Genomic DNA, 21,945 nt, shown 5'->3' on the forward strand with positions numbered 1-21,945 from the left:
GAGAAACGCCACATGCTCGAAGCCGTTCTGGAAACCGTGGTGGCCCTGATCGCCCTGGGCATGGCTGCAGCCATGCGCCCCTGGCGGCTGTTGGGCGATCGCCAACTGCCCGGGCGCGATGCCCCGCGCCTGGCCTCTCCGTTGTGGACGCCGCTGCTCTTCATCCTGGTGGTACTGCCCTGGCTGTGGGCTCTGCCCACGCTGCACAAAATGCCGCTGCAGCTGCAATGGTCCGGTGCCTGCCTGGTGATGCTGATGCTGGGATGGCCCCTGGCCATGCCCACGCTGGCCCTGGTGGGCGCCATCGCCTGGCTTCTTTCGCCCGGACTGGATGCGGCCGAGGCGCTGCGCCTGGTGGTCTGGCATGGCATGCTGCCCGCCACGCTGGGCCTGTTGTGGGGTGGGCTGCTGCGCCGGCGGCTGGGTACCCGGGTGTTTGTCTACATCTTTGGACGAGGCTTTGTCGGCACCGTGCTCAGCCTGTTTGCGGCCAGCATGCTCTCGGCCGCCATGGGCCACCAGCTACCCGGCGTCAACGAAGACCTGTCCACGATTGCCCGCTGGCTGATGGCCTGGGGCGACGCCGTGGTCACCGGCATGGCCTGTGCCATCTGCGTAGCCTACCGCCCGCAGTGGCTGGCCACCTGGTCCGACAATTTATACCTTTATGGAAAAACCCGCTGAGATGCAGGCCCCATCAGCTACAGACACTATCAAAGATGGGGGCTCCGTGCTGCGCAGTGCTTTGGCCGTCGCGCATGGCTCGGCTCTGCTCCAAGGCAGCGTGCTGAGCCAACACCCTCGACAACCACCGCGCCTGCTGTCACTGCATGGTGGTGGCCAGACCGACCACCGCCGCATGGACTATCTGCTCGCACCGCTGGCCGCAGCCGGCTGGAGCAGCGCCGCCTTCGACCATATCGGCCACGGTGCCACCGGCGGCAGCCTGCAGGGCTCCAGCCTGAACGACAGACTGGCCCAGGCCCGCAGCGTGGTCACGGCCCTGGGCCTGCAACGGCCCGATGCGCTGATCGCCTCCAGCATGGGGGGCCACACGGCCTGCAGCCTGCTGGATATGCTGCAGCCGCGCACCCTCATCCTCTACTGCCCTGCGGCCTATGTCAGCGCGGCGGAAGACCTGCCCTTCGGCCCGGCTTTCCAGCACACGCTGCGCACCAGCACCGACTTTGCGGCCTCGCCCGCCTTTGTCGCGCTGCGCCACTTTCGCGGCCAGGTGCTGCTGGTCTGGGGCGAACATGAGCAGGTCATACCACCTGCCGTGCAGCAGCTCTATGCCGACAGCGCCCGCGCTGCGGCCAGCCTGGATATCGTGCGCCTGCCCGGCGCCGACCACCGCCTGCACCTGTGGCTGCAGCAGCAACCCGAGCAGGCAGCAGCGCTGCAACAGCGCATCACCCAACTGCTGCACCAGGCCACCGCGCCCCAGCCCCATCAAGGCTGAGGCCCGCCCACCTCGGCCAGGCGGGCGGCAGGGGATAATGGCGTCTGGTACGGCCATGCCTCACATGCTTGCCACGCACCGAACGCCCCTCCCATTCCCGCATTCACCTGCCCTGTTTCCCATGAGCGCTGCTACCGAATTTGCCCCCGGCCTGACCCTACAGAACACCACCGCACCGCAAAAGCTCAGCGACTACCGGCTGATTGCGTTTGATATGGACTCGACGCTGATCACCATCGAGTGCATCGATGAGATTGCCGACGCCACGGGCAAAAAGGCCGAGGTGGCCGCCATCACCGAAGCCACCATGCGCGGTGAAATCACCGACTTCAAGGACAGCCTGCGCCAGCGCGTAGGCAAGCTCGCCGGTGTGACCGAGGCCGATATGGCCCGCGTGGTGCAGGAACGCCTGCAGCTGTCACCCGGCGCCAAAGCGCTGGTGCAGGCCGCACAGGCTGCAGGCCTGAAGGTGCTGCTGGTCTCGGGCGGTTTTACCTACTTTGCCGAACATGTGCGCGGCCTGCTGGGCATCGATTTTGTGCGCGCCAATGTGCTGGAGATGGAGGGCGGCGTGCTCACCGGCGGCCTGGTGGAACAGCCCTGGGGCGATATCTGCGACGGTGCCGAAAAACGCCGCACCCTGCTGGAAGTGGCTTCGCTGCTGGGCATTGAGCCCGCCCAGTGCATTGCCGTGGGCGATGGCAGCAACGACATCCCCATGATGCAGGCGGCCGGCCTGTCCGTGGCCTACCACGCCAAGCCGCGCGTGCGGGCCGAGGCCAAAGTCTGCATCAACCAGGGCGGCCTGGACCGGCTGCTGGAAGTGCTGCACTAAGAACGTGTTCAAAGTCTCGCCAGATGTGAGAAGCTCGCAGGATGAGAAAAGGCTACCCCAGCGATATCAAGCGCGAGCAGTTCGAAGTGATCCGGCCAATGCTGGAGAGTGCGCGCAAAAGGACGGCCCCACGCAAGGTGGAGCTTTACGAGGTGTTCTGCGCCGTGCTGTATCTGCTGCGCACGGGCTGCCAGTGGCGAGCGCTGCCCAGCGACTTTCCCAAGTGGCGCACGGTGCATTCGTACTGGGCGATCTGGAGCGAGCCCCGCGAGGAAGGCAGCCTGCTGGAGCAGGCTTTAAAAAAATCAGGTTGGCGCGGCCCGCGAGAAACTGGGGCGCAACGCATGCAGCGCGTTCTTGATTGTGGACGCGCAGAGCGTGAAGAACACGGACACGGCGGGGCTGAAGGGCTATGACGCGGGCAAGAAGGTCTGTGGGATCAAGCGCCACATTGCGGTGGACACGCAGGGGCTGCCACATGCCATTGCGGTGACCACGGCCGAGGTAACGGACCGCAAAGGTGCCCTGCAGGCCCTGCAGCGCTGTAAGCGGACGTTGGGGCGAGTGCAAGGCGTGCTGTGCGACAGCGGCTACGTGGGCCAGCCCTTTGCGCAGGGCGTACAAGAGATTCTGGGCGAGCACGTGACGGTGCAAATCGCCAAGAGGAGCGAGATGCACAGCTTTAAGGTCATGCCCAAGCGCTGGGTAGTGGAGCGCAGCTTCGCCTGGCTGGAGAAGAACAGAAGGTTATGGAAAAACTGCGAGCGTTGGCTCAACACCAGCTTGCAGTTCGTCCATCTGGCGTTCTTGGGGCTCTTGCTCAGGAGACTTTGAACACGCTCTTAGAGCGTGTTTACGATCTCCTCGCGGCGTACCAGTGTCTTTGCGGGATGGGATACAAGGCGCGATACCGCAGCAATAGCCGCGCTATTGCGAGGATTCGCAACGCAGTAGACCGCCCGCAAAGGCACTGGTCCTTCGGATTGAAGCGAAATCGGGCGACTTCTTCGCGCTGGTTCTTGCTTGCACACGAGTGCAAGCTGCGCCCCATCGTCTCGAACTCATCCCGATTGCGCTCCAACGCGTCTGCGTAGAGATCGTAAACACGCTCTAAGCACCAAGCTCCCACATGAAAAAAGGCTGGCCGCATAAGCGACCAGCCTTTTTGATTGAAGAGGCAGTGCTCAGAGCGTGTCGGCCATGGGCTTCCAGCCGCCATCCGCAGCCTCAAACATGGGTATATGGCCCAGCGCCTTCACGCGCGCTTGCCATTGCGGACCCAGTTCGGCCAGCACCTTGCGCCATTGGTGGCCTTCGCTCAGCACCACGGTCAGGCCCACCACCTGGGCACCTGCGCGCTCCAAAAGGCGTATGGCCGACAGCGCGCTGACGCCGGTGTTGATCACATCGTCTACCAGCACCACACGCTTGCCACGTACACGCTCGACCAGGGCCGGGTCCAGGTAGACGCGCTTGCCCTTGGTACTGGTGCCCGAGGTGGCAGCTTCGCTCAAATCCTCGTCATACCAGAACTTGCGCGAATGGCCCAGGGCCACGTAATCGGCCATGCCCAGGCCACGCGCCACCAGGCGCGCATAGTCCAGGCCCATGGTGGGTACGGCGGCAATCACCTCGGGCTGCAGGCTGGCAGCGGCCTGCGTCATCAGCGGCGCCAGCGCATCTTCCACAGTGAAGCTGGTCTGGTTGGACATCAGCAGCGCAATCGCCTTGTCGCCCGTGGGCAGCACGCGCAGCGGCAGCTCCAGCGTGCTGCCATCGAACAGTGGCACGGTGTAGCTGCGGAAAAAAACCGGGCCTGCGCCCGGCAGCGCACGCGACGCTGCGGCCGAACGCCAGTGCGCCGCATAGGACGGCAGCGGGTCTTGAGAAGAGAGACTCATGATCGGGGCAAAAGAAAACAAAGGATGTGGTGCACCAGGCCGATGCACCACAGCAGAGGTCAGCGCGGCAGATTGCCGACCACGCCTTCCACCAGCCAGTTCATCTGCAGCTTGTCGGCATCGGGCAGCTCGGCTCCGCTGATGCGCACCTTGCCGCTTTGGTCACGCACGGTGCCGGCAAACACGGGCTGCTTGCCCGAGGCAATGTCCTTGCCGCGCTGCTCCACGGCCTTTCGCACATTGGCGGGCAGCTTGGCGCTGAAGTGGTCGTAATGGATGGCGCCATCCTTCATGCCCAGCCACACATTGTCCGGCTTCCAGGTGCCGGCCAGTACCTCACCCACCACCTTGCTGTAGTAGCCGCTCCAGTCCAGGCGGGCCGCGGCCAGCTGCTGGGCACCGCCCCACTGGCTCATGTCGGTGTCCCAGCCAAAACCGTAAGCGCCACGCTCCTTGGCCACTTGCAGCGGCGCGGGGGAGTCGGTGTTTTGCATCAGCACGTCTGCGCCCTGATTGATCAGGGTCTTGGCGGCTTCCGACTCCTTGGGTGGATCGTAGAAGGTGTTGACCCACAGCAGGCGGGTTTGCACCTTGGGATTGACGGCGCGTGCGCACAGCGTGAAGGCATTGATGTTGCGCACGATCTCGGGAATGGGCACCGGGGCCACCACACCAATGGTGTTGGTCTTGGTCATGTGGCCGGCGATGGTGCCGTTCAGGCAAGCGCCTTCATAGGTGCGGATGTCGTACAGGCCCAGATTGGGCGCACCCTTGAAGCCGGTGGCATGCTCAAACGCCACCTTGGGGAAGTCACGCGCCACGCGGTGCATGCCGTTCATGAAGGGGAAGGCGCCACCAAAAATCACCTTGGCGCCTTGTGCTGCCAGGTCACGGGTCACGCGCTCGGCATCGTTTTCGGCCACGTTCTCGACAAAAATGGTTTCCACCTTGTTGCCGAACTTCTTTTGCACTTCCTGGCGGGCCAGCTCATGGGCATGCGACCAGCCGGCACCGCCCGCGGGGCCTATGTACATAAAGCCCACCTTGACGGGGTCTGCAGCGTGGGCCGATGCCATGGCGGCAACATATCCCAGGGCAACTGCCGTGGGGCCAAAAATAGAGCGAATGGGGCGCATAGAGAACTGAAATACGGGAGATGCAACAAGCCCGAAGCGCTGGCGGCAACGCTTCGGGGATTTTTCCAGTATTCGATTTTGCAGATAAAAGGTATCTGTTTTTTCAAAAACCAGCATCTTTTTAGCGTCCCCCATGCTCGCCACTTGCGCAGCAGGCCGTCCAAACTGCACCTTAGGAACTGTCCGACACCGCTTGCCACCCCCACTCGCTAGACTGGCTACGGTCTTTTCACCTCTCACTCATCCAAGGTTTCTCCATGAGCACATTGAAAATTGGCGTGATCGTCGGCAGCAACAGCAAGCAATCCATCAACAAGCAACTTGCGCAAGGCCTGGTGAACCTGGCCAAAGACCGAGCCGACTTTGTGTTTCTCGATATTGCCCAGCTGCCGCTGTACAACCGCGACTTCGATGGCACGCCCGCCGCACAGCCTTTTGAAGAGTTCAAGGCCAAGGTGCGCGGCTGCAGCGGTTTGCTGTTTGTGACGCCCGAGCACAACCGCTCCGTGCCTGCGGTGCTCAAGAACGCCATCGACGGCGGCAGCCGTCCCTATGGCCAGTCGGCATGGGGCGGCATTCCTGCGGCCATCATCGGCACCTCGCCCGGCGGCCCCGCCACCAGCATGGCCCAGCAGCACCTGCGCAATGTGTTTGTGTTTGCCGACATGCCCACCATGCAGCAGCCCGAGGGCTTTATCCGCTGGACCGAAGGCCTGGTGGACGCCAATGGCCAGGTGGGCAGCGCCAGCAAAGAATTTCTGAACAAGTACATGGAAAAGTTCCTGGCCTGGGTGAAGCTGCACCAGCCACGTTGAACCCCATACCAACCGCGACACCCCTGCTCCAAGTTAACCGCCCGCATGCCGGGCGGTTTTTTTCGCCCGGACACCATGCCAGAGCGCAGCAATGGCCCGCGCCATCAAAACCATAGCTGCCTATGTAGATACACCTAGCGCTTCAGGGTATTTCGTGCACCACCACAACCGCGCTGTTTGTGCACCTGGATACATTTAGAATGACAACAGCGGCCCCATAACGTCTCACTCCTCGCGCCGTCATCGCCTCGTCCCAATGGCAGCCTCAACGCTGACCGCCTGGGACCACCTCCTCCACCCTGCATACACCCAGGCCCGTGCAAACACGCACTGGCCCGGCAGCCTGGCATCGCCATCTGCCCTGCATGGACCACTTTGATTGGATTTCTTTGTGAAGACCTCGTTCCGTTCCACCGCTTCCGTGATCGCCCTGGCCATTGCAGCACTGTCCGTCCCCTCCCTGGCCCAGGCCAAGCGCATGGGCGGCGGCAAGAGCGTGCGCCCTGCCAGCATTGGCTCGGCCCCCGCCAAGCCTGCAGCGGCACCGGCTACACCTGCGGCAGCTGCCAAGCCCAGCACACCCACTCCTGCGGCCACCACACCTGCTGCTGCCGCAGCACCCGCTGCCGCTCCCGCCACTGCGGCAGCGCCGGCCCGCTCCTCCGGCATGATGGGCACCATGGCCGGAGCCGCCGTGGGCGCCGTCGCTGGCACCATGGCCGGCAGCGCCATTGCCGGTGCCATGAACAGCCCTGCCGACAAGGATGCCGAAGCCAAGACCAAGGCAGCTGCTGAAGCCAAGGCCGCTGAAGCCGAAGCGGCCGAGCTGCAAAAGCAGCTGGACGCAGCCAAGGCCAAGGCGGCAGCCGCCCACGCAGCATCCAAATAAGCCTGTCATCCGCCTACGGGCGGACAACCCCTTCGCCCCGCATGCCCACGCTGCGGGGCGTTTTTGTTGGGGTGCCGCAAGACCAGCAAGCTGGGCGGTCTCCAGACCGGCACCACACCCTCACCCCAACGATCCGGCCCACACCGGCCGCGCCCTGCTGCTGGCCAAGCGAGGGAGTTGCATGCTGCAAAGGCTGTAGCTACGCCCTGGGGCCACGCTGTCGCAAAGGCTGCAGCAGCTCGGCCAGGCCGTTGTGGTCCAGCTCATGCATGAGCGCCAGCAACTGTCCCAGCCGGCCAGGCGGGAATCCTTTGCGGGCAAACCAGGCCAGGTAATTGCCTGGCAAATCGGCCAGCAGCATGTCCTTGTGCTTGCCAAAAGGCATGCGCGTCTGCACCAGCGCCTGCAAGTCTTCAGGCTGCATGGATGCCTTCGGTTCGATATTGCATAAAAACCACGTTTTTTATAACCAAAATTGAAAACCTGCTGTTCGAGGACAGCAGACGTACTAGACTAGCCGACAGCCAGCGCCTGCTCCCCACAGGCGTATTCATGCCGGCCCCATCGCCGATTGTCCCCTCGCTAAGGAACGCAGACCATCATGTTGAAGAAGACATTTACCGCCGTAGCCATCGCCGCCCTGGCTCTGTCCGCCCAGGCTGCCGATGTGCTCAAGGTCGCCGCCACCGCTGTGCCGCACGCCGAGCTCCTGAACTTCGTCAAGCCCAAGCTCAAGGCCGACGGCGTGGACCTGCAGATCAAGGAATTCAGCGACTACGTGCAGCCCAATGCCGCCGTGGAAGACAAGCAGTTGGACGCCAACTTCTTCCAGCACCAGCCCTATCTGGACAGCTACAACAAGGACCGCAAGAGCTCCTTGGTGATGGTGCCCAACGGCAAAATCCATGTGGAGCCCTTTGGCGCCTACTCGCAAAAAATCAAGAACATCAAGGATCTGAAGGATGGCGCCACCGTCGCCATTCCGAATGACCCCTCCAACGGTGGCCGCGCGCTGCTGCTGCTGGCCAAGCAAGGGCTGATCACACTGAAGGACCCGAACAGCCTGACCGCAACGGCGCTGGACGTGGCCAAGAACCCGAAGAAGCTGAAGTTCAAGGAACTGGAAGCTCCCTTGCTGCCCCGCGCCCTGGCCGATGTGGATCTGGCGCTGATCAACACCAACTACGCCATTGAAGCCAAGCTCAATCCCACCAAGGATGCGCTGTTCATCGAAGGCGCCGATTCGCCCTACACCAACATCGTCGTCGCCCGCAAGGACCGCGCCAACGATCCCAACATCGCCAAGCTGATCAAGGCCCTGCACAGCACTGAGGTGAAGCAGTTCATCCAGGAAAAGTACAAGGGCGCCGTGGTGCCGGCCTTCTGATCGCCTGTCCTGCACCTCTTCCAAGATATCCCAAGGCGCCGCCAGTCGGCGCCTTTTTCATGCCTGCAGCCCGCCACAGTCCGGTCTGCCCTGCCCGGTCGTCGCTCTTTGCGCACGCTGGTCGCACTGCCCATGGTGGCGGTCGACAAAGCCCGCTGTAATGCACGCCTGATGCGCGCATTTAGCGCAGATCAACTCCATTGTCAGTAGGCGGTCCGCCCTGTTTCGCGTACAGACACTGGCTGGCATGATGCTGCGCTACTTGCATGCACACCCGGTGCGCACCACCGTGACACCGGGATTACCAACCAGATACTGCACCACCCATGAGCCACACCGAAGCTCCCGCCACACCTTCTCTGGACAAAGCCATCATGGAAGGCCAGAACGAAGTGACCCGCCCCAAGACCCTGGAAGTGTTTGAGAAAAAACACGGTGAAGAGCTGGGCAAGCACACCATCAACTTCCGGGGCGACATCGCAGAGAAGTTCGGCTACGACAAGATCCTGCCCATCTCCCACGCCAAGGCGACCGGCAATGTGGTCTACATCCAGGGCAAAAGCGGCAAGACCGGCCAGGAAGGCATCTACCAGATCATGGCCAACCAATGGGGCCTGCTGGAAGTGCTGGCCAGGCTCGACTGAGTCCTTGAATCGCCTGCGGTGCCGTCCCCCATGGGGACGTCGGCCTTTGCAGGGACAGCGGCGCTGCCTGCACAGGCCCTTGCCGGCCGGCCGCCTCCCGCAAAGAAATCGCCAGTTCCACAGGCTGCAGCAGATACATAGCATCTCTGGCTCGCAAGCCTCCGCTTTCAAGCCGCCCTGCCAGCGACCGCATCGCCCACAGCTTGCCGCTGCAAGCAGCGGCTCACTATTCAGGCGAGGCCGCTATCCAGCCCCTGCCACACCCACAGCGCCAGGCCCAACATCATCGCGGCCGTCAGGCCATCGAGCAGGCGCCAGGCCCGGGGCTGGGCAAACCAGTGCTTCAGCCTCCGACCCAAGGCCATCAGGCTGGTGAACCAGACCACGCTGGCACTGGCGGCACCGGCCACGAAGACCCATTTCAGCTCTCCCTCCTGGCGTGCGCCTATGGTGCCCACCAGCAGCACCGTGTCCAGATAGACATGGGGGTTGAACAAGGTGATGACGACCAGCGTGCCCACCACCCGCCACAGGCTGCGCCCCCCATGGCCGGCAGCACCCATTCCGGTCGATGCGCTGGCCCAGACGGCCCGCCGCAGTGCCATCAGGCCGTAGACCAGCATAAAGACCACACCGCCCAGGCCCAGGACATAGGCCCAATCCGGGTGCCGATCCAAGAGCTGCGCCATGCCAGCCACACCCATGCCGATCAGCAGCGCATCACTGAGCACACACCACACCACGCAGGCGCGGACATGCCGCTCCTGTACCGCCTGGCGCAACACATACAAGTTTTGTGCGCCAATGGAAACAATGAGTGAGAGACAGACCGTAAAGCCGGCCAGCCATGCAGTGAAGAGGTTGCTGTGTGCCATAACCCCTTGATTGTCCAAGGCTGGCACAAATTAGTAAAATTAAACTATCTGAACAATCTTAAATTAATCTAAATGCTGGACTACGCTGGACTCGAGGCCCTGGCCGCCGTGCTGCGCGAGGGCAGCTTTGACCGTGCCGCACGCAAGCTGCATGTGACCCCCTCTGCCATTTCACAGCGCGTCAAGCAGCTGGAAGAACGCGTGGGCCAGGTGCTGGTGCTGCGCGGCCAGCCCTGCTCGGGCACCGAGGCCGGCCGGCGCCTGGTGTTGCATGTGGAGCAAGTCGCCCTGCTGGAAAACGAGCTGCGCCGCCACAATCCCGAGCTGGTACCCGAAGGCCAGGTGCCCCGCCCCACGCTGAAGCTGGCCGTGAATGCCGACTCGCTCAACAGCTGGTTTGTGGATGCCATGGCCGCCTTCACGCGCGACGGCAACGAGCTGCTGGACATCAGCATCGACGACCAGGACCACACGGCCAAACGCATCAAGGAAGGCGAAGTGATGGCAGCCATCACCGCTTCATCCAACCACATCACCGGCTGCAACACCTGGCCCCTGGGCCGCATGCGCTATGTGGCGGCCGCCAGCCCGGAATTCATTGCCCGCCACTTTCCCGATGGACTCACCAAGGAAGCCATGGCCGTAGCCCCCATGCTGGCCTATGGCCGCAAGGATGGCATGCAGGATAAATGGCTGCAGCAGCAAGGCCTGGCCTCACGCACGGCCTCGCCGCGCCATTGGCTACCTTCGGCCCATGCTTTTGTGCGTGCCTGCGAGGCAAGCGTAGGCTGGAGCATGCAGCCCACGGTGCTGATACAGCGCTATCTGGATGCCGGCACCCTGGTCGAGCTGTGCCCCGGCAGCGATATGGTGGTGGACCTGTACTGGGCCCATGCCCGCAATGCCCAGGCCGGGCTGGAACGGTTGACCCAGTGCATGATCAACGCAGCGCGCAACTGGCTGGACCCCATGCCGGCGTCGACCGACTGATGCCGCTGCGGCGTTGCCACCGATAAAAATAGTCGTACAAGCAGCGCTGATGCGCTGTGGCAGCTATCAAAAGAGCAGGTGCTCCAGGCTCAGGACTTGGCCGGAGGATGTGCGCTGCAATGCATCTCCAGCACATGGAAATTCAGCAGCTGAGTGGCCAGCACCGTCTCCCACAGAAAACAGCCCAGCGCGGCCAGAAAGGTCAGCACGCCCAGCAAAAAGCTGATCACGGCAAACAGCTGCTCCTCCACCCCCCAAGCCTGGCCCATAAACAAAAAGACGATGGTCAGGCCGATCAAAAAGCCGCACAACGTCAGCAAGCCGATGCTGACATTGGCAATACGCCCGCGCCGGCGCAGATACAGCAGCTCGGTCAGCCCGCGTTCGATGGTCTGCGCCTCCTGGCTGCCCCGCACCATGTCCTCCACCACGCGCGCACGGTCGATGATGCGTGCCAGGCGCCCCGCTACAGCACCAATCATGCCGGCCACGGCCGTCAACAAAAACACGGGGGCCACAGCCAGTTGCACGCTGTGGGTGGCGGTAGCCATATCGATGACGACGCTCATACAAGTAGGGCGAATGCGAGTGAAGCTACGCATTGTCACCGCTTTGTGCCTGCACTGCCCTGCGCCGGCGAAATGGGCAAGAAACCTTCACAGCTTGCGCCAGCACAAAGCACGCCCCGCGCAGTGTTGACGTGGCTCAAACCGGCCCCGCACACGCGCGGCGATAGTGCTGCCATCCCCTCGATTCAGAAAGGCTTTTACTATGAAGATGCTGGTTGACCTTTTCTCCACAGACTACGGCCTGATGAGTCTTGCCGTGATCGTTATCATCCTGATCATGGCCGTGTACTTCACCATCCTCTTCCTGGGGAAGATCAAATCCGGCCCCACCGCGCACGACCCAACCGCACAGCCCACCACACCCAAATAACCAGAAGACCAGCTCGGCTCGTTGTTGCACTCAAGCCCGCTGCCTGCGGGCTTTTTTGCACCCCATCCCCCCTGACTCAGCGGCGCGGCAGCAGGGGATAGACCGGATCGGTATAGCCCGGGGTGGACGGATGGCCCGGCGCCACCAAGGCAGCCACCATGACCTCTTCCTCGGGTGTGATCGCGATCTCCAGCGCGGGCAGATAGTCCTGCCACTGCGCCCGCGTGCGCGGCGCGGCGATCAGCGCCCTAGCATCGGCCCCCCCGCAAGTTGGCGAAGTAGCTGCAACTGTTCACGCTGAATCACAATGAGCTCGCTCCACTGTGTTTGCTGCAACTGATCTATTTTTTCGTGAAGCAGCATGATTTCAAGCTCCGCCTTAAGGTTCACTTCATAGTCATGCTCGCTTCGGATACGATCCTTGTCTGACTGTCGATTCTGGGACATCAGAATAATGGGCGCCTGAATGGCGGCCAGCATGGACAAAAACAGATTCAGAAGAATATAGGGATATGGATCAAACGTAGATCCTCGTGCAGAAAGAAGCAGTGTGTTGAGCCCTACCCAGGCCAACATCGTTGCTCCAAACAGGGCAACAAATATCCAAGACCCGCCAAATGTGGCAACCGCATCCGCTGCGCGCCCCCCCAAACTGGACGGAGGCAGCTCGAGCTCCTGCGCAACATTGCGCGAGATATGCTTTCTTCCAGCAATATGCTGCGCCACCTTGAGCATTCTTTCGTCCAAGGCATCGAAGGGGGTCTCAAGTCCCCTATCTACAGCAGATTTTTTCTTGGGCATAGAACCTCCTTGGTGCATGATCCATAAAGCGAGCTTTCCACCTGCGTCTGCCAGGCTCAACCTATCGCTGGCAATCCGCAGCCACCATGTGCGTGACTTGCAAATACTCTATGCGCTTGCATTTTCGCAGTGCCAAGGAATCCCCTCCTCGCCGAAATAAACCAGAATGCGGCGGTTCGACGGATCGCTATCTGCAACATATTGCTACAGCATGGTTATAACTATTACCTCACAGTGAAGACGCAGCATTCATCTCGATTCGCTGCAAACGGCTAAGGAGTAGTCAAATGACTCAAAACACCCAACCCGGCCAACCAAGCCAAGCCCCAGGCAAAAAGCCTGGCCAAGCTGAACAGTCTTCCCCCAAGACTCCGAATCAAGGACAACCTGCTCAAAAGCCTGTCGAGCACAACAAGTAACCAAGCTCTTCGCTTTAGACCTGCTTGAAATTCATTCAGCCAAACAACAAACAGCCCGCGATTGCGGGCTTTTTGGATTGTGCGCTTGCTAAAAAAGCCGGAGCACCTTGCACCGGGGTGCTAGGGCTTGATTTCCATCCGAGCCTGGGACACCTCACTCCCTGGATCTTCTTCCACAGGTACGCCCACGGACACCGGTTTTTTCTTAGGAGGACAGTCTCAAAAAACAAGAAGCCGCCGTAGCGGATCCGGGTCCATTGAGGTCAGCAATGGTCTTGCTGAGCTTTTGAATCCTCGCCCCACTAGTGGCCACGATCACGATCGTGAGATGAGGAGGCTGAGCATCGCAGACCAGGACGCCTACGGAGTGCACCATACCCAGGTATGAGGACGCACCAACAAGCTATCCCTGAAGGGCATAAGGCGCGCCCTGCCTGCCTGCGGAACGCTGCGCAAGCGCATCAAGTCCCTTGGAGATGCACACGCATGGCAAGCGCCAGCCAGACCGGCCAGGGGCTTGGACACAGACTTCTGCCTGCCCTTATGCCCTTATGCCCTTATGCCCTTATGCCCTTATGCCCTTATGCCCTTATGCCCTTATGCCCTTATGCCCTTATGCCCTTATGCCCTTATGCCCTTATGCCCTTATGCCCTTAATTTTCAATACCATTAAGCCGCCACGGTCTATATATATCGTAAATATTTTCATGCAAACGGTTTTCCCCCATAAATTGGAGTATTGTGGATCAGTCAGTTAACCCTAATTGACAACAAGGACCGGAGGTCCACATGAAACTCACAGAGAAAACAATTCACAATATTCAAAGCCGAAGCGATAATCTACCAGATGTCGATAGCCACGCCATACATCGCGACGACTATCACCGCACGCCAGATGATCCAAAAAACAAAAATTACATTCAACCGAATAAAGATCAAGCGGCTTCTCACCGAAAAGATGCAGCGCCAAAGCGCTAAAGGCATCCAAAGAGCAAGATAGGGGTAGATATGTTTGTACTTCCACTCACCCCATGGGCAAAAATTTATGCTGCAGTTAAAAGCATTTTTCCCCACGGTTCAAAAATAGAACCACTCCCTCAAAGGCCAGCCAAAAAATCTCTAACCAAAGAGGAAATAGCAATCCTAGAGGATGAGTACATGATAAATCGTGACGCTTAATTAAGCACTCATTTTGGGTCAAATAAACCACTGAGCCACTATTGCCACTTGATAGTAGCTCTTTTATTTCAACCAGTCCGGCCCACGCCATGCGAGCTTTTTTTCTGGAGCCCCACCCAGCACGCAGCGCAAGGCATGCAGCCAACGCCAATCCCAGCCACCCTGACCATGTGCAGGGCAACCGGAAAAAGGCTTTGATCTCACAGATGGGGAATTTTGCCCGCGAGCATGGAAAGACGTCTCTCACCAATCCTTGCGCCGGGGTGTGCGCAGCGGCAAGGAGTCCGAGCGGTGCGCCGTTGTCGAATCTGCTGCAATGCAGGCTGTCATGCAGCACGCAGGGAGGCCGCTGCAGTTCGCCCTGCCGCTGGCCCGACTCACTGGACAGCGTCCTGCAGATCTGCTCTGGATAAGCGAGACCACATTTCCAATGGATTCTTGCACGTCACCAAGGGAAAACGGCCGCCAAGCTGGGAGTCGAGCCAACGGGCTCACAACTGCCCTCGTCGATGCAATACGGTCTTGCAAACGCAGTTCAAGGTAGCTGTTGGTCAACGAGAAAGGCGGCCGGGCTTGATGAGACAGCCGGTATCCGCACGGCCCAGGCCCTGGGGCTGCGCCATGGAAGGAATGACGGTGGACGACGTGCACGCAAAGTGGGAAGAGAGTCAAGCCCGCACAGTGAGCCGCCCAATTTGCGGAACACCGCACACTGTGCGGTCCGCACTTCACTATCGACTTTATAGCACCAGCTTCAATGGCTACGCAGATAATTGGTGCCCCGAACCGGAATCGAACCGGTACGCCCGATTAAAGGCGGCGGATTTTAAGTCCGATGTGTCTACCAATTTCACCATCGGGGCCAAGACGGATTTGGCAAGACGTCCGAGCTTTGGGGCCGCAAGACGCTACGCGCTGAAATCCGAAAAGGACTGCATTATGGGCCAAGTCGGCCCTGCTCCCGGGCCGGTGCACCACTTTCTTCGCCCCAGCCACCCAGCCAGCGCTGGCTCCTGCCTAAATCGTCGGGCAATCCAGGCGCTGGTCGGCAGCCACACCCAGCTGCACTTGGTGGATGGACAGCTCCAGACCTGGCGCGGAGCGAATGCCAAAGGGCATGTCCAGCTTTCTCAGATCGGCTCCCTGCTTTCTGAAGCATTTCAAGGGAATGCCTGCCGTAAACCATTGCTTGTGTGGCAAAGACTGCAGCCAGGAGGCAATCTGCAGTGCTCCACGCTTGCCGCCTCCCGAAACATAGGCCTCCACCGGCCCCTGACTGGGCAGCGATTCGATACGCAGGGTGACCGTCAGCAGCAGCTCGCCATTGGCCTGGCGCTCAAAGTCCTTGGGTGGGCTCGAAGACAGCTCCCATGCCCCTGCTTGCTCGCCCGCCCACTTGATGCTGCGCGCATCCTCTTGCGCCTTGAAGTCCAGCGCGCTCACCGTCACTGGCGCATGGCTGGCGCCCGCCACATGTCCCTCGGCATCAAGCACTCGAGCCTGGATGCCTGCGCTGGCCACACCGCGGTGAAAAAGCACGCTCTCATCCGAAGCGGAGGCCGTGACCCCGGACTGCTCGGACAGCGCGGCCAGGTTGCCGTCATCCTGGTAGCGCAGGCCGTAGCCAAATGGGAACTGCGCCACATAGCCCGTGTCGTCGATGCTGCTGACATCAGCGCGTGCCGGCCATGAAAAGCTGAGCTTGCCCTTGAAGTCATGCTGCTGCGCGCCTTGCGGGTTGCGCAAAACAACATCCGCCACGCCACCACCTTCAGACCCTGGCAGCCATATTGCCGCGAATGCATCGGAGGCATTGATCTCCTGGTTCACCCACAGTGGCCGGCCCGTGATGAACAGGGAGACCACCGGAATGCCATCGCGCTTGAGCTGCTGGATCAGCGCCAAATCCTGGCCACGACCGGACTTGTAGAGGCGATTGGGAATGTCTCCCTGGAACTCTGCGTAAGGGTCCTCGCCAAACACCACAATGGCCACATCGGGCTTTTGCCGGTAGCGACCATCGATGGCCAGCTCCGTACTCCCACCCGCCGCATCGATCTGGCTTTTCAGGGCCTCATAAATCGTGTCGGCATGGGGGAAGTCCGCCCTTTTCGTGCCGCTTCCCTGCCAGTTCAACGTCCAGCCGCCCGATTGCTTGCTCACATTATCGGCGCCATCACCCGCCACCAGCACGCGCTGCGTGGGGGCCAAGGGGAGAATGCCGTTGTCGTTCTTGAGCAGCACCAGCGACTCCCGCACGGCCTGCCTGGCCACCGCACGGTGCGCGGGCGCTCCCAGCAGCTCGAACTTGCCACCGTAGGGGCGCAGCGAAGGCTTGGGCTGCTCGAACAGGCCCATGCGCAGCTTTACCCGCACGATGCGCTTGACCGCATCATCCAGGCGCTCCATCGCGAGGCGGCCTTCCTTGACGGCCGCCAGCGTGCTTTCGTACATGCCTTTCCAACTGTCAGGCGCCATGGGCATGTCCACCCCCGCCCGGTAGACCGCAGGGCAGTTTTGCGGGCTGCAACCCGGGATCTGTCCATGGCCATTCCAGTCCCCTACCACAAAGCCTCCGAAATGCATGCGCCCCTTCAGCACATCGGTCAGCAGTGCCTGGTAGCCATGCAGCTTGATGCCGTTGAAGCTGTTGTAGGAAGCCATCACGGACTGCGCCCCTGCAGCAATGCCAGTCATATAGCCGGCGGCATGGATGTCGCGCAGCGCCGCTTCAGAGATGCGTGTGTCCCCTTGATCGTGGCCTTCAAACGTGCCGCCGTCTCCCACAAAATGCTTGATGGAGGCCATCACCCGGTCATCACCCAGAAAGCCCGGCTCACCCGCCTTGCCCTGCAGGCCTTCGACCATGGCGCGGGCATATTCCGCTACCAGCTTGGGCCTCTCCGAGTAACCTTCGTAGCTGCGCCCCCAGCGCATGTCACGCGGCACGGTGACGGTGGGCGCAAACGTCCACTCCATGCCCGTGGTGCGGGTCTCTATGGCCGTGATATGTCCAATGCGCCGCACCAGCTCCGCATTGCGCGTAGCCCCCAGGCCAATATTGTGCGGAAACAAAGTGGACCCCACCACCTTGCTTTGTCCATGCATGGCATCCAGCCCCCAGATGATGGGGATGGGCTTGCCGCCGCCACGGGTGTCCATCGATGCCTCCCAGAAGGCATCGGCCATCTCCAGCCAGGCCTGTGGCGTGGCGTTGTACCTGCCACCGGGATGGGAATTGCCACCCGCCAAAATGGAGCCCAGCCGGTACTTGCGCACATCATCCGGGGTGATGCTCGCCAGATCCCCTTGTATGGTCTGCCCGACCTTCTCCTCCAGCGTCATGCTGGCCACCAGTGCGTTGACGCGCGCCTCCAGCGCCTCATCTGGTGCAAGCGGCCACTGCACCTCGGGCCAGACTTCAGGGTGAATAGGGCTGTCCGAAGCAGCCACCGCCTTGGCCGAGGTTGCGTCCGCAGCCTCCCGGTCGGTGCAAGCAGTCAATGCCAGTGACAGCACGGCGACCAGGCCGGAAAGAGGCAACCAGGTCAGGGGAAGGTAAGGCCTTCTGATCATGGGGGAGCAATGAGGTGTGATGGCAAAGCCGAGAGCTGCAGCAGCGGACGCCCGGCGCAACCGGTCACGCGAAGGCACACGCCCCGCGCACGTTGTGGTGCACGCTTGCCGCAGCCAACATGCAGCACAAAGTCTATGAGTACCCACTCTTCGCACGCCATAGGGTTGGCGCTCGGGTGTTGAAAATGAAATACCTCAACCGCTGCGGCGCATAGCTCATCGCATGTGCACCCTGGCGGCGCGCTGCGCAGGCCGTCTTCCCGATCCGGCGCAAGGGCTATCCCTCTTCACCACCGCCCCACACGGCCTCATACCACCCATACCGCAGCGCGGGCCGCCACCACGCCTCCCGCAGGACTTGCGGACTCTCGCCGCATGCACCCGCCACCCGGATTGGTATGAAGTTTGCACACGTCTTTCCGCAGTCCCTGATTTCACCGCTCCCTGCCTGCAGCCTGTAACGCGCCCATCCATGCATTCCTGCAACGACAGCAGGCTGCCTATGCGGCGGAGGTGGCCTTGTGGCGCAACGAGACGGCCAGCGCCACCGCGCCGGGCACAGACCGTCCGCCCATGGCGGCGGCAGGAGGCGATGCCGTGGTGACCGACATCTCTGACAGCGTGCGGAAGCTCCTGGTCGAAGTAGGCTAGGCGGTAGCGCCTGGGCAGACACTGGCCATTTTCGAAGCCATGAAGATGGCGTTTCCGGTCTGTGCCGCGCGGGCTGGCACCGTCACTGCGGTGCACTGCCAGTCGGGCAAGACGGTGGTTGCCGGTCAGGCCTTGCTGGAGATACAGGCGCTCGACGCCTGAGCGCACAGGGGCTCGCAGGCCGCCTAGGCATGCGAAAATGCAAAAAGGAGCCGAAGCTCCTTTTTTCACCACTGCGACAGCTTGCGCTGCCTGCTTTTTCAAACCGTGGAGCGGGAAAACGGGTTCGAACCGTCGACCTATACCTTGGCAAGGTATCGCTCTACCAACTGAGCTACTCCCGCAATATATGGAGGCGCGAACCAGAGTCGAACTGGTCTAACCGGATTTGCAATCCGGGGCATAACCGCTTTGCTATCGCGCCGTCACAGGATGACTTGCGTCACCCTTTCACTTCTAACCTGGAGCGGGAAAACGGGTTCGAACCGTCGACCTATACCTTGGCAAGGTATCGCTCTACCAACTGAGCTATTCCCGCGTTGCTTCAGTTACCTGAAGCGGCTGCAGAGCCGAAGCTCCACAACAAATGTGGAGCGGGAAAACGGGTTCGAACCGTCGACCTATACCTTGGCAAGGTATCGCTCTACCAACTGAGCTATTCCCGCGTTGCTTCAGTTACCTGAAGCGGCTGCGAAGCCGAAGCTTCACAACAAATGTGGAGCGGGAAAACGGGTTCGAACCGTCGACCTATACCTTGGCAAGGTATCGCTCTACCAACTGAGCTATTCCCGCGTTGTTTCAGTTACCTGAAACGGCTGCGAAGCCGAAGCTCCACAACAAATGTGGAGCGGGAAAACGGGTTCGAACCGTCGACCTATACCTTGGCAAGGTATCGCTCTACCAACTGAGCTATTCCCGCATTTCTATCGAGCCTTGTATTCTATAACGAAGCAACGCTGCGATGGGATGAATTGTAGCGTAAATTTTTGACCGCATTTTTCAAATGCAGTCAAAAAACTCAATGCTTCACGGCTCCCGAAGGGTCAGCAGCCTTCTCACCCTTGTCAGCAGGCGCGGCGGCGGCCACTTCCTCTTCAGTCAAAGGCACGGGCATGCGCTCCAGCGCCACCTTGAGCACCTGATCGATCCACTTGACGGGGATGATCTCCAGGCCGCTTTTCACATTGTCCGGAATCTCCTGCAGGTCCTTGACGTTCTCTTCAGGAATCAAGGCTGTCTTGATGCCACCGCGCAAGGCGGCCAGCAGTTTTTCCTTCAGACCGCCAATGCCCGTGACTTCACCACGCAAGGTGATCTCACCGGTCATGGCCACATCGCTGCGCACGGGAATGCCCGTAAGCGCCGACACAAAGGCCGTGGCCATTGCCGCACCAGCGCTGGGGCCGTCCTTGGGCGTGGCGCCATCGGGCACGTGCACGTGCACATCGCGTTTTTCGAACAGCTCGTCCTTGATGCCCAGCATCTTGGCACGGCTGCGCACCACGGTACGTGCAGCTTCCACCGACTCCTTCATCACATCGCCCAGGGAGCCTGTACGCAGGATGTTGCCCTTGCCCGGCATCACGGCCGCCTCGATGGTCAGCAGATCGCCACCCACCTCGGTCCAGGCCAGGCCCACGACCTGACCGACCTGGTTTTGCTGCTCCGCACGGCCATAGGTGTACTTGCGCACGCCCAGGTAGTCGGGCAGGTTGTCGGCCGTGACCACCACCATGGGCTCCAGCTTCTTGAGCTGAATGCCCTTGATGACCTTGCGGCAGATCTTGGACAGCTCACGTTCGAGCGAACGCACACCCGCTTCACGGGTGTAGTAGCGCACGATGTCGCGGATGGCGGATTCCTCCACCTTCAGTTCACCTTCGCGCACGCCGTTGTTGCTCAGCTGCTTGGGCAGCAGATAGCGCACCGCGATATTGGTCTTTTCGTCTTCGGTGTAGCCCGACAGGCGAATCACTTCCATGCGGTCCAGCAGGGCCGACGGAATATTCATGGAGTTGGAGGTGGCTACGAACATCACGTCCGACAGGTCGAAATCGACCTCGACGTAATGGTCACCAAAGGTATGGTTTTGCTCGGGGTCCAGCACTTCCAGCAGCGCACTCGACGGATCACCACGGAAATCCATGCCCAGCTTGTCGATCTCGTCCAGCAGGAACAGCGGATTGCGCGCCCCCACCTTTTCCAGGCTCTGCAGCACCTTGCCCGGCATGGCGCCAATGTAGGTGCGGCGGTGACCGCGGATTTCCGCCTCGTCACGCATGCCACCCAAGGCCATGCGCACGTATTTGCGGCCGGTGGCCTTGGCAATGGACTGACCCAGCGAGGTCTTGCCCACACCGGGAGGGCCAACCAGGCACAGAATGGGCGCCTTGACCTTGTCCACACGCTGCTGCACCGCGAGGTATTCCAGAATGCGGTCTTTGACCTTTTCCAGGCCAAAGTGGTCGGCATTGAGCACCTCTTCGGCGTTTGCCAGGTCGTGCTTGATCTTGGTCTTTTTGCTCCAGGGCAGACCCGTCAGCACATCAATGTAGTTGCGCACCACCGAAGCTTCTGCCGACATGGGCGACATCAGCTTGAGCTTTTTCAGCTCGGCCTCGGCCTTTTTGCGGGCCGCCACCGGCATCTTGGCCAGCTTGATCTTCTTTTCGATCTCTTCCAGATCCGCGCCGTCTTCGCCTTCGCCCAGCTCTTTCTGGATAGCCTTGACCTGCTCGTTCAGATAGAAGTCACGCTGGTTTTTTTCCATCTGGCGCTTGACGCGGCCACGGATGCGCTTGTCCACATTCAGGATGTCGACCTCGCGCTCCAGCTGCTCAAACAGGTTTTCCAGACGCTCCTTCACATCGGCCAGGCCCAGCACCTGCTGCTTGTTTTCCAGCTTCAGCGGCAGGTGGGCGGCGATGGTGTCGGCCAGTCGGCCCGGCGAATCGATGCCAGAGATCGAGCTCAGGATTTCCGAAGGAATCTTCTTGTTGAGCTTGACGTACTGGTCGAACTGCTGCGTCACGGCACGGCGCAAGGCTTCCACCTCGCTGGAAGGCGTGGCGTCTTCTGCCTCGGCCTGCGCACGTGGCACGCTGGTGAAGTGGGTTTCGTGGTCGGTGATGCTGTCCACCTGGGCACGCTGCTGGCCTTCCACCAGCACCTTCACGGTGCCGTCGGGCAGCTTGAGCATCTGCAAGATGGTGGAGATGCAACCCACCTCGAACATGTCGTCGGCAGACGGCTCGTCCTTGGACGCAGTCTTCTGCGCTACCAGCATGATGCGGCGGTCGCCTTCCATGGCCAGCTCCAGAGCCTTGATGCTCTTGGGGCGCCCCACAAACAGGGGAATGACCATGTGGGGAAACACCACGACGTCGCGCAGCGGCAGCAGCGGCAGGTCGACGGGTGTATCGGTCACGGGAGTAGTACCTGACATG

Annotated in this window: 20 protein-coding genes, 7 tRNA genes and 1 pseudogene; 12 read left to right on the plus strand and 16 right to left on the minus strand. The window is 61.0% G+C overall.

All coding sequences use genetic code 11. The features are described 5' to 3' along the window. The first annotated feature begins 12 nt into the window (after nt 1–12). From ACA027_RS14575 to ACA027_RS14590, 4 genes are all read left to right on the plus strand, one after another. The gene (locus ACA027_RS14575; RefSeq protein WP_370678929.1) at nt 13–684 is read left to right on the plus strand and encodes a hypothetical protein; all 672 of its coding nucleotides are present in this window, start codon (nt 13–15) and stop codon (nt 682–684) included. 46 nt (nt 685–730) lie between these two features. After that, nucleotides 731–1,462: an alpha/beta fold hydrolase gene (locus tag ACA027_RS14580; RefSeq protein WP_370678930.1), complete on the plus strand. Its 732-nt coding sequence runs from the start codon at nt 731–733 to the stop codon at nt 1,460–1,462. 121 nt (nt 1,463–1,583) lie between these two features. Beyond that, nucleotides 1,584–2,297, plus strand: coding sequence for a phosphoserine phosphatase SerB (gene serB, locus ACA027_RS14585; RefSeq protein WP_370678931.1), 714 nt, complete (start codon nt 1,584–1,586; stop codon nt 2,295–2,297). Between the two features lie 41 nt (nt 2,298–2,338). Continuing rightward, a protein-coding gene (locus tag ACA027_RS14590) for an IS5 family transposase (RefSeq protein WP_370678786.1) occupies nt 2,339–3,131 on the plus strand; the annotation gives its coding sequence in 2 pieces (ribosomal slippage) (nt 2,339–2,598 and nt 2,597–3,131; 795 coding nt in all). A 350-nt stretch (nt 3,132–3,481) separates the two neighbouring features. Here ACA027_RS14590 and ACA027_RS14595 read toward each other — a convergent pair. Together ACA027_RS14595 and ACA027_RS14600 are read right to left on the minus strand one after the other, a co-directional pair. After that, the gene (locus tag ACA027_RS14595; RefSeq protein WP_370678932.1) at nt 3,482–4,198 is read right to left on the minus strand and encodes a phosphoribosyltransferase; all 717 of its coding nucleotides are present in this window, start codon (nt 4,196–4,198) and stop codon (nt 3,482–3,484) included. Between the two features lie 59 nt (nt 4,199–4,257). Further along, the gene (locus ACA027_RS14600) at nt 4,258–5,274 is read right to left on the minus strand and encodes a BMP family ABC transporter substrate-binding protein (protein ID WP_370678933.1); all 1,017 of its coding nucleotides are present in this window, start codon (nt 5,272–5,274) and stop codon (nt 4,258–4,260) included. Nucleotides 5,275–5,591: 317 nt separating this feature from the next. On the opposite strand from ACA027_RS14600, the gene ACA027_RS14605 reads away from it, so the two are divergent. Next, entirely contained in the window at nt 5,592–6,149 is a 558-nt protein-coding gene (locus ACA027_RS14605; protein ID WP_370678934.1) for an NADPH-dependent FMN reductase, read from the plus strand. Nucleotides 6,150–6,540: 391 nt separating this feature from the next. After that, a complete protein-coding gene (locus ACA027_RS14610) occupies nt 6,541–7,038 on the plus strand; it encodes an ABC transporter substrate-binding protein (RefSeq protein WP_370678935.1) in 498 nt (165 codons plus the stop codon). Between the two features lie 199 nt (nt 7,039–7,237). On the opposite strand, the gene ACA027_RS14615 is transcribed toward ACA027_RS14610, so the two are convergent. Continuing rightward, on the minus strand, nt 7,238–7,462 hold the full coding sequence (locus ACA027_RS14615; RefSeq protein ID WP_370678936.1) for a DUF3820 family protein: 225 nt from the start codon (nt 7,460–7,462) through the stop codon (nt 7,238–7,240). Nucleotides 7,463–7,639: 177 nt separating this feature from the next. Here ACA027_RS14615 and ACA027_RS14620 point away from each other — a divergent pair, with 177 nt between their 5' ends. Together ACA027_RS14620 and ACA027_RS14625 are read left to right on the plus strand one after the other, a co-directional pair. After that, nucleotides 7,640–8,425, plus strand: a complete 786-nt coding sequence (locus ACA027_RS14620) for a MetQ/NlpA family ABC transporter substrate-binding protein (RefSeq protein ID WP_370678937.1) — start codon at nt 7,640–7,642, stop codon at nt 8,423–8,425. 326 nt (nt 8,426–8,751) lie between these two features. After that, nucleotides 8,752–9,069, plus strand: coding sequence for a hypothetical protein (locus ACA027_RS14625; RefSeq protein WP_370678938.1), 318 nt, complete (start codon nt 8,752–8,754; stop codon nt 9,067–9,069). Nucleotides 9,070–9,299: 230 nt separating this feature from the next. On the opposite strand, the gene ACA027_RS14630 is transcribed toward ACA027_RS14625, so the two are convergent. After that, nucleotides 9,300–9,944 carry a LysE/ArgO family amino acid transporter gene (locus ACA027_RS14630; protein WP_370678939.1) on the minus strand — a complete coding sequence of 215 codons (645 nt, stop codon included), beginning with the start codon at nt 9,942–9,944 and terminating at the stop codon, nt 9,300–9,302. A gap of 72 nt (nt 9,945–10,016) precedes the next feature. Here ACA027_RS14630 and ACA027_RS14635 point away from each other — a divergent pair, with 72 nt between their 5' ends. Continuing rightward, nucleotides 10,017–10,934 (plus strand): HTH-type transcriptional regulator ArgP, encoded by a 918-nt coding sequence (locus ACA027_RS14635; protein WP_370678940.1) that lies wholly within the window; start codon nt 10,017–10,019, stop codon nt 10,932–10,934. Between the two features lie 89 nt (nt 10,935–11,023). Here the strand turns inward: ACA027_RS14635 and ACA027_RS14640 are convergent, their stop codons facing one another. After that, nucleotides 11,024–11,503, minus strand: a complete 480-nt coding sequence (locus ACA027_RS14640) for a DUF2721 domain-containing protein (protein ID WP_370678941.1) — start codon at nt 11,501–11,503, stop codon at nt 11,024–11,026. Between the two features lie 202 nt (nt 11,504–11,705). On the opposite strand from ACA027_RS14640, the gene ACA027_RS14645 reads away from it, so the two are divergent. Beyond that, entirely contained in the window at nt 11,706–11,873 is a 168-nt protein-coding gene (locus ACA027_RS14645) for a DUF3149 domain-containing protein (RefSeq protein WP_370678942.1), read from the plus strand. 76 nt (nt 11,874–11,949) lie between these two features. Here the strand turns inward: ACA027_RS14645 and ACA027_RS14650 are convergent. Both ACA027_RS14650 and ACA027_RS14655 read right to left on the minus strand, forming a co-directional pair. Next, a pseudogene (locus ACA027_RS14650) lies at nt 11,950–12,120 on the minus strand (aldo/keto reductase); the annotation flags it as partial. Beyond that, nucleotides 12,114–12,674 carry a DUF1003 domain-containing protein gene (locus tag ACA027_RS14655; RefSeq protein ID WP_370678943.1) on the minus strand — a complete coding sequence of 187 codons (561 nt, stop codon included), beginning with the start codon at nt 12,672–12,674 and terminating at the stop codon, nt 12,114–12,116. The pseudogene ACA027_RS14650 and the gene ACA027_RS14655, both read right to left, overlap by 7 nt. A 1,208-nt stretch (nt 12,675–13,882) precedes the next feature. Between ACA027_RS14655 and ACA027_RS14660 the strand changes: the two genes are divergently transcribed. Continuing rightward, nucleotides 13,883–14,071: a hypothetical protein gene (locus tag ACA027_RS14660; protein ID WP_370678944.1), complete on the plus strand. Its 189-nt coding sequence runs from the start codon at nt 13,883–13,885 to the stop codon at nt 14,069–14,071. A 975-nt stretch (nt 14,072–15,046) separates the two neighbouring features. Here ACA027_RS14660 and ACA027_RS14665 read toward each other — a convergent pair. Continuing rightward, nucleotides 15,047–15,135 (minus strand) — tRNA-Leu (locus ACA027_RS14665). Between the two features lie 154 nt (nt 15,136–15,289). Next, nucleotides 15,290–17,848 (minus strand): glycoside hydrolase family 3 N-terminal domain-containing protein, encoded by a 2,559-nt coding sequence (locus ACA027_RS14670; RefSeq protein ID WP_370678945.1) that lies wholly within the window; start codon nt 17,846–17,848, stop codon nt 15,290–15,292. Between the two features lie 690 nt (nt 17,849–18,538). Between ACA027_RS14670 and ACA027_RS14675 the strand changes: the two genes are divergently transcribed. Continuing rightward, on the plus strand, nt 18,539–18,661 hold the full coding sequence (locus tag ACA027_RS14675; RefSeq protein WP_370678946.1) for a biotin/lipoyl-containing protein: 123 nt from the start codon (nt 18,539–18,541) through the stop codon (nt 18,659–18,661). A gap of 106 nt (nt 18,662–18,767) precedes the next feature. On the opposite strand, the gene ACA027_RS14680 is transcribed toward ACA027_RS14675, so the two are convergent. The 7 genes from ACA027_RS14680 to lon all read right to left on the minus strand — a co-directional run bounded on the left by ACA027_RS14680 (nt 18,768) and on the right by lon (nt 21,944). Beyond that, nucleotides 18,768–18,843, minus strand: a tRNA-Gly gene (locus ACA027_RS14680). Nucleotides 18,844–18,849: 6 nt separating this feature from the next. Next, nucleotides 18,850–18,923, minus strand: a tRNA-Cys gene (locus ACA027_RS14685). Nucleotides 18,924–18,961: 38 nt separating this feature from the next. Further along, nucleotides 18,962–19,037 (minus strand) — tRNA-Gly (locus tag ACA027_RS14690). A gap of 51 nt (nt 19,038–19,088) precedes the next feature. Further along, a tRNA-Gly gene (locus ACA027_RS14695) sits at nt 19,089–19,164 on the minus strand. A 51-nt stretch (nt 19,165–19,215) separates the two neighbouring features. Next, a tRNA-Gly gene (locus ACA027_RS14700) sits at nt 19,216–19,291 on the minus strand. A 51-nt stretch (nt 19,292–19,342) separates the two neighbouring features. Beyond that, a tRNA-Gly gene (locus ACA027_RS14705) sits at nt 19,343–19,418 on the minus strand. Nucleotides 19,419–19,517: 99 nt separating this feature from the next. Further along, entirely contained in the window at nt 19,518–21,944 is a 2,427-nt protein-coding gene (lon, locus tag ACA027_RS14710) for an endopeptidase La (protein WP_370678947.1), read from the minus strand. Nucleotide 21,945: the final 1 nt, after the last annotated feature.

The organism is Comamonas sp. GB3 AK4-5 (genome assembly GCF_041320665.1).
Classification (GTDB): Bacteria; Pseudomonadota; Gammaproteobacteria; order Burkholderiales; family Burkholderiaceae_C; genus Comamonas.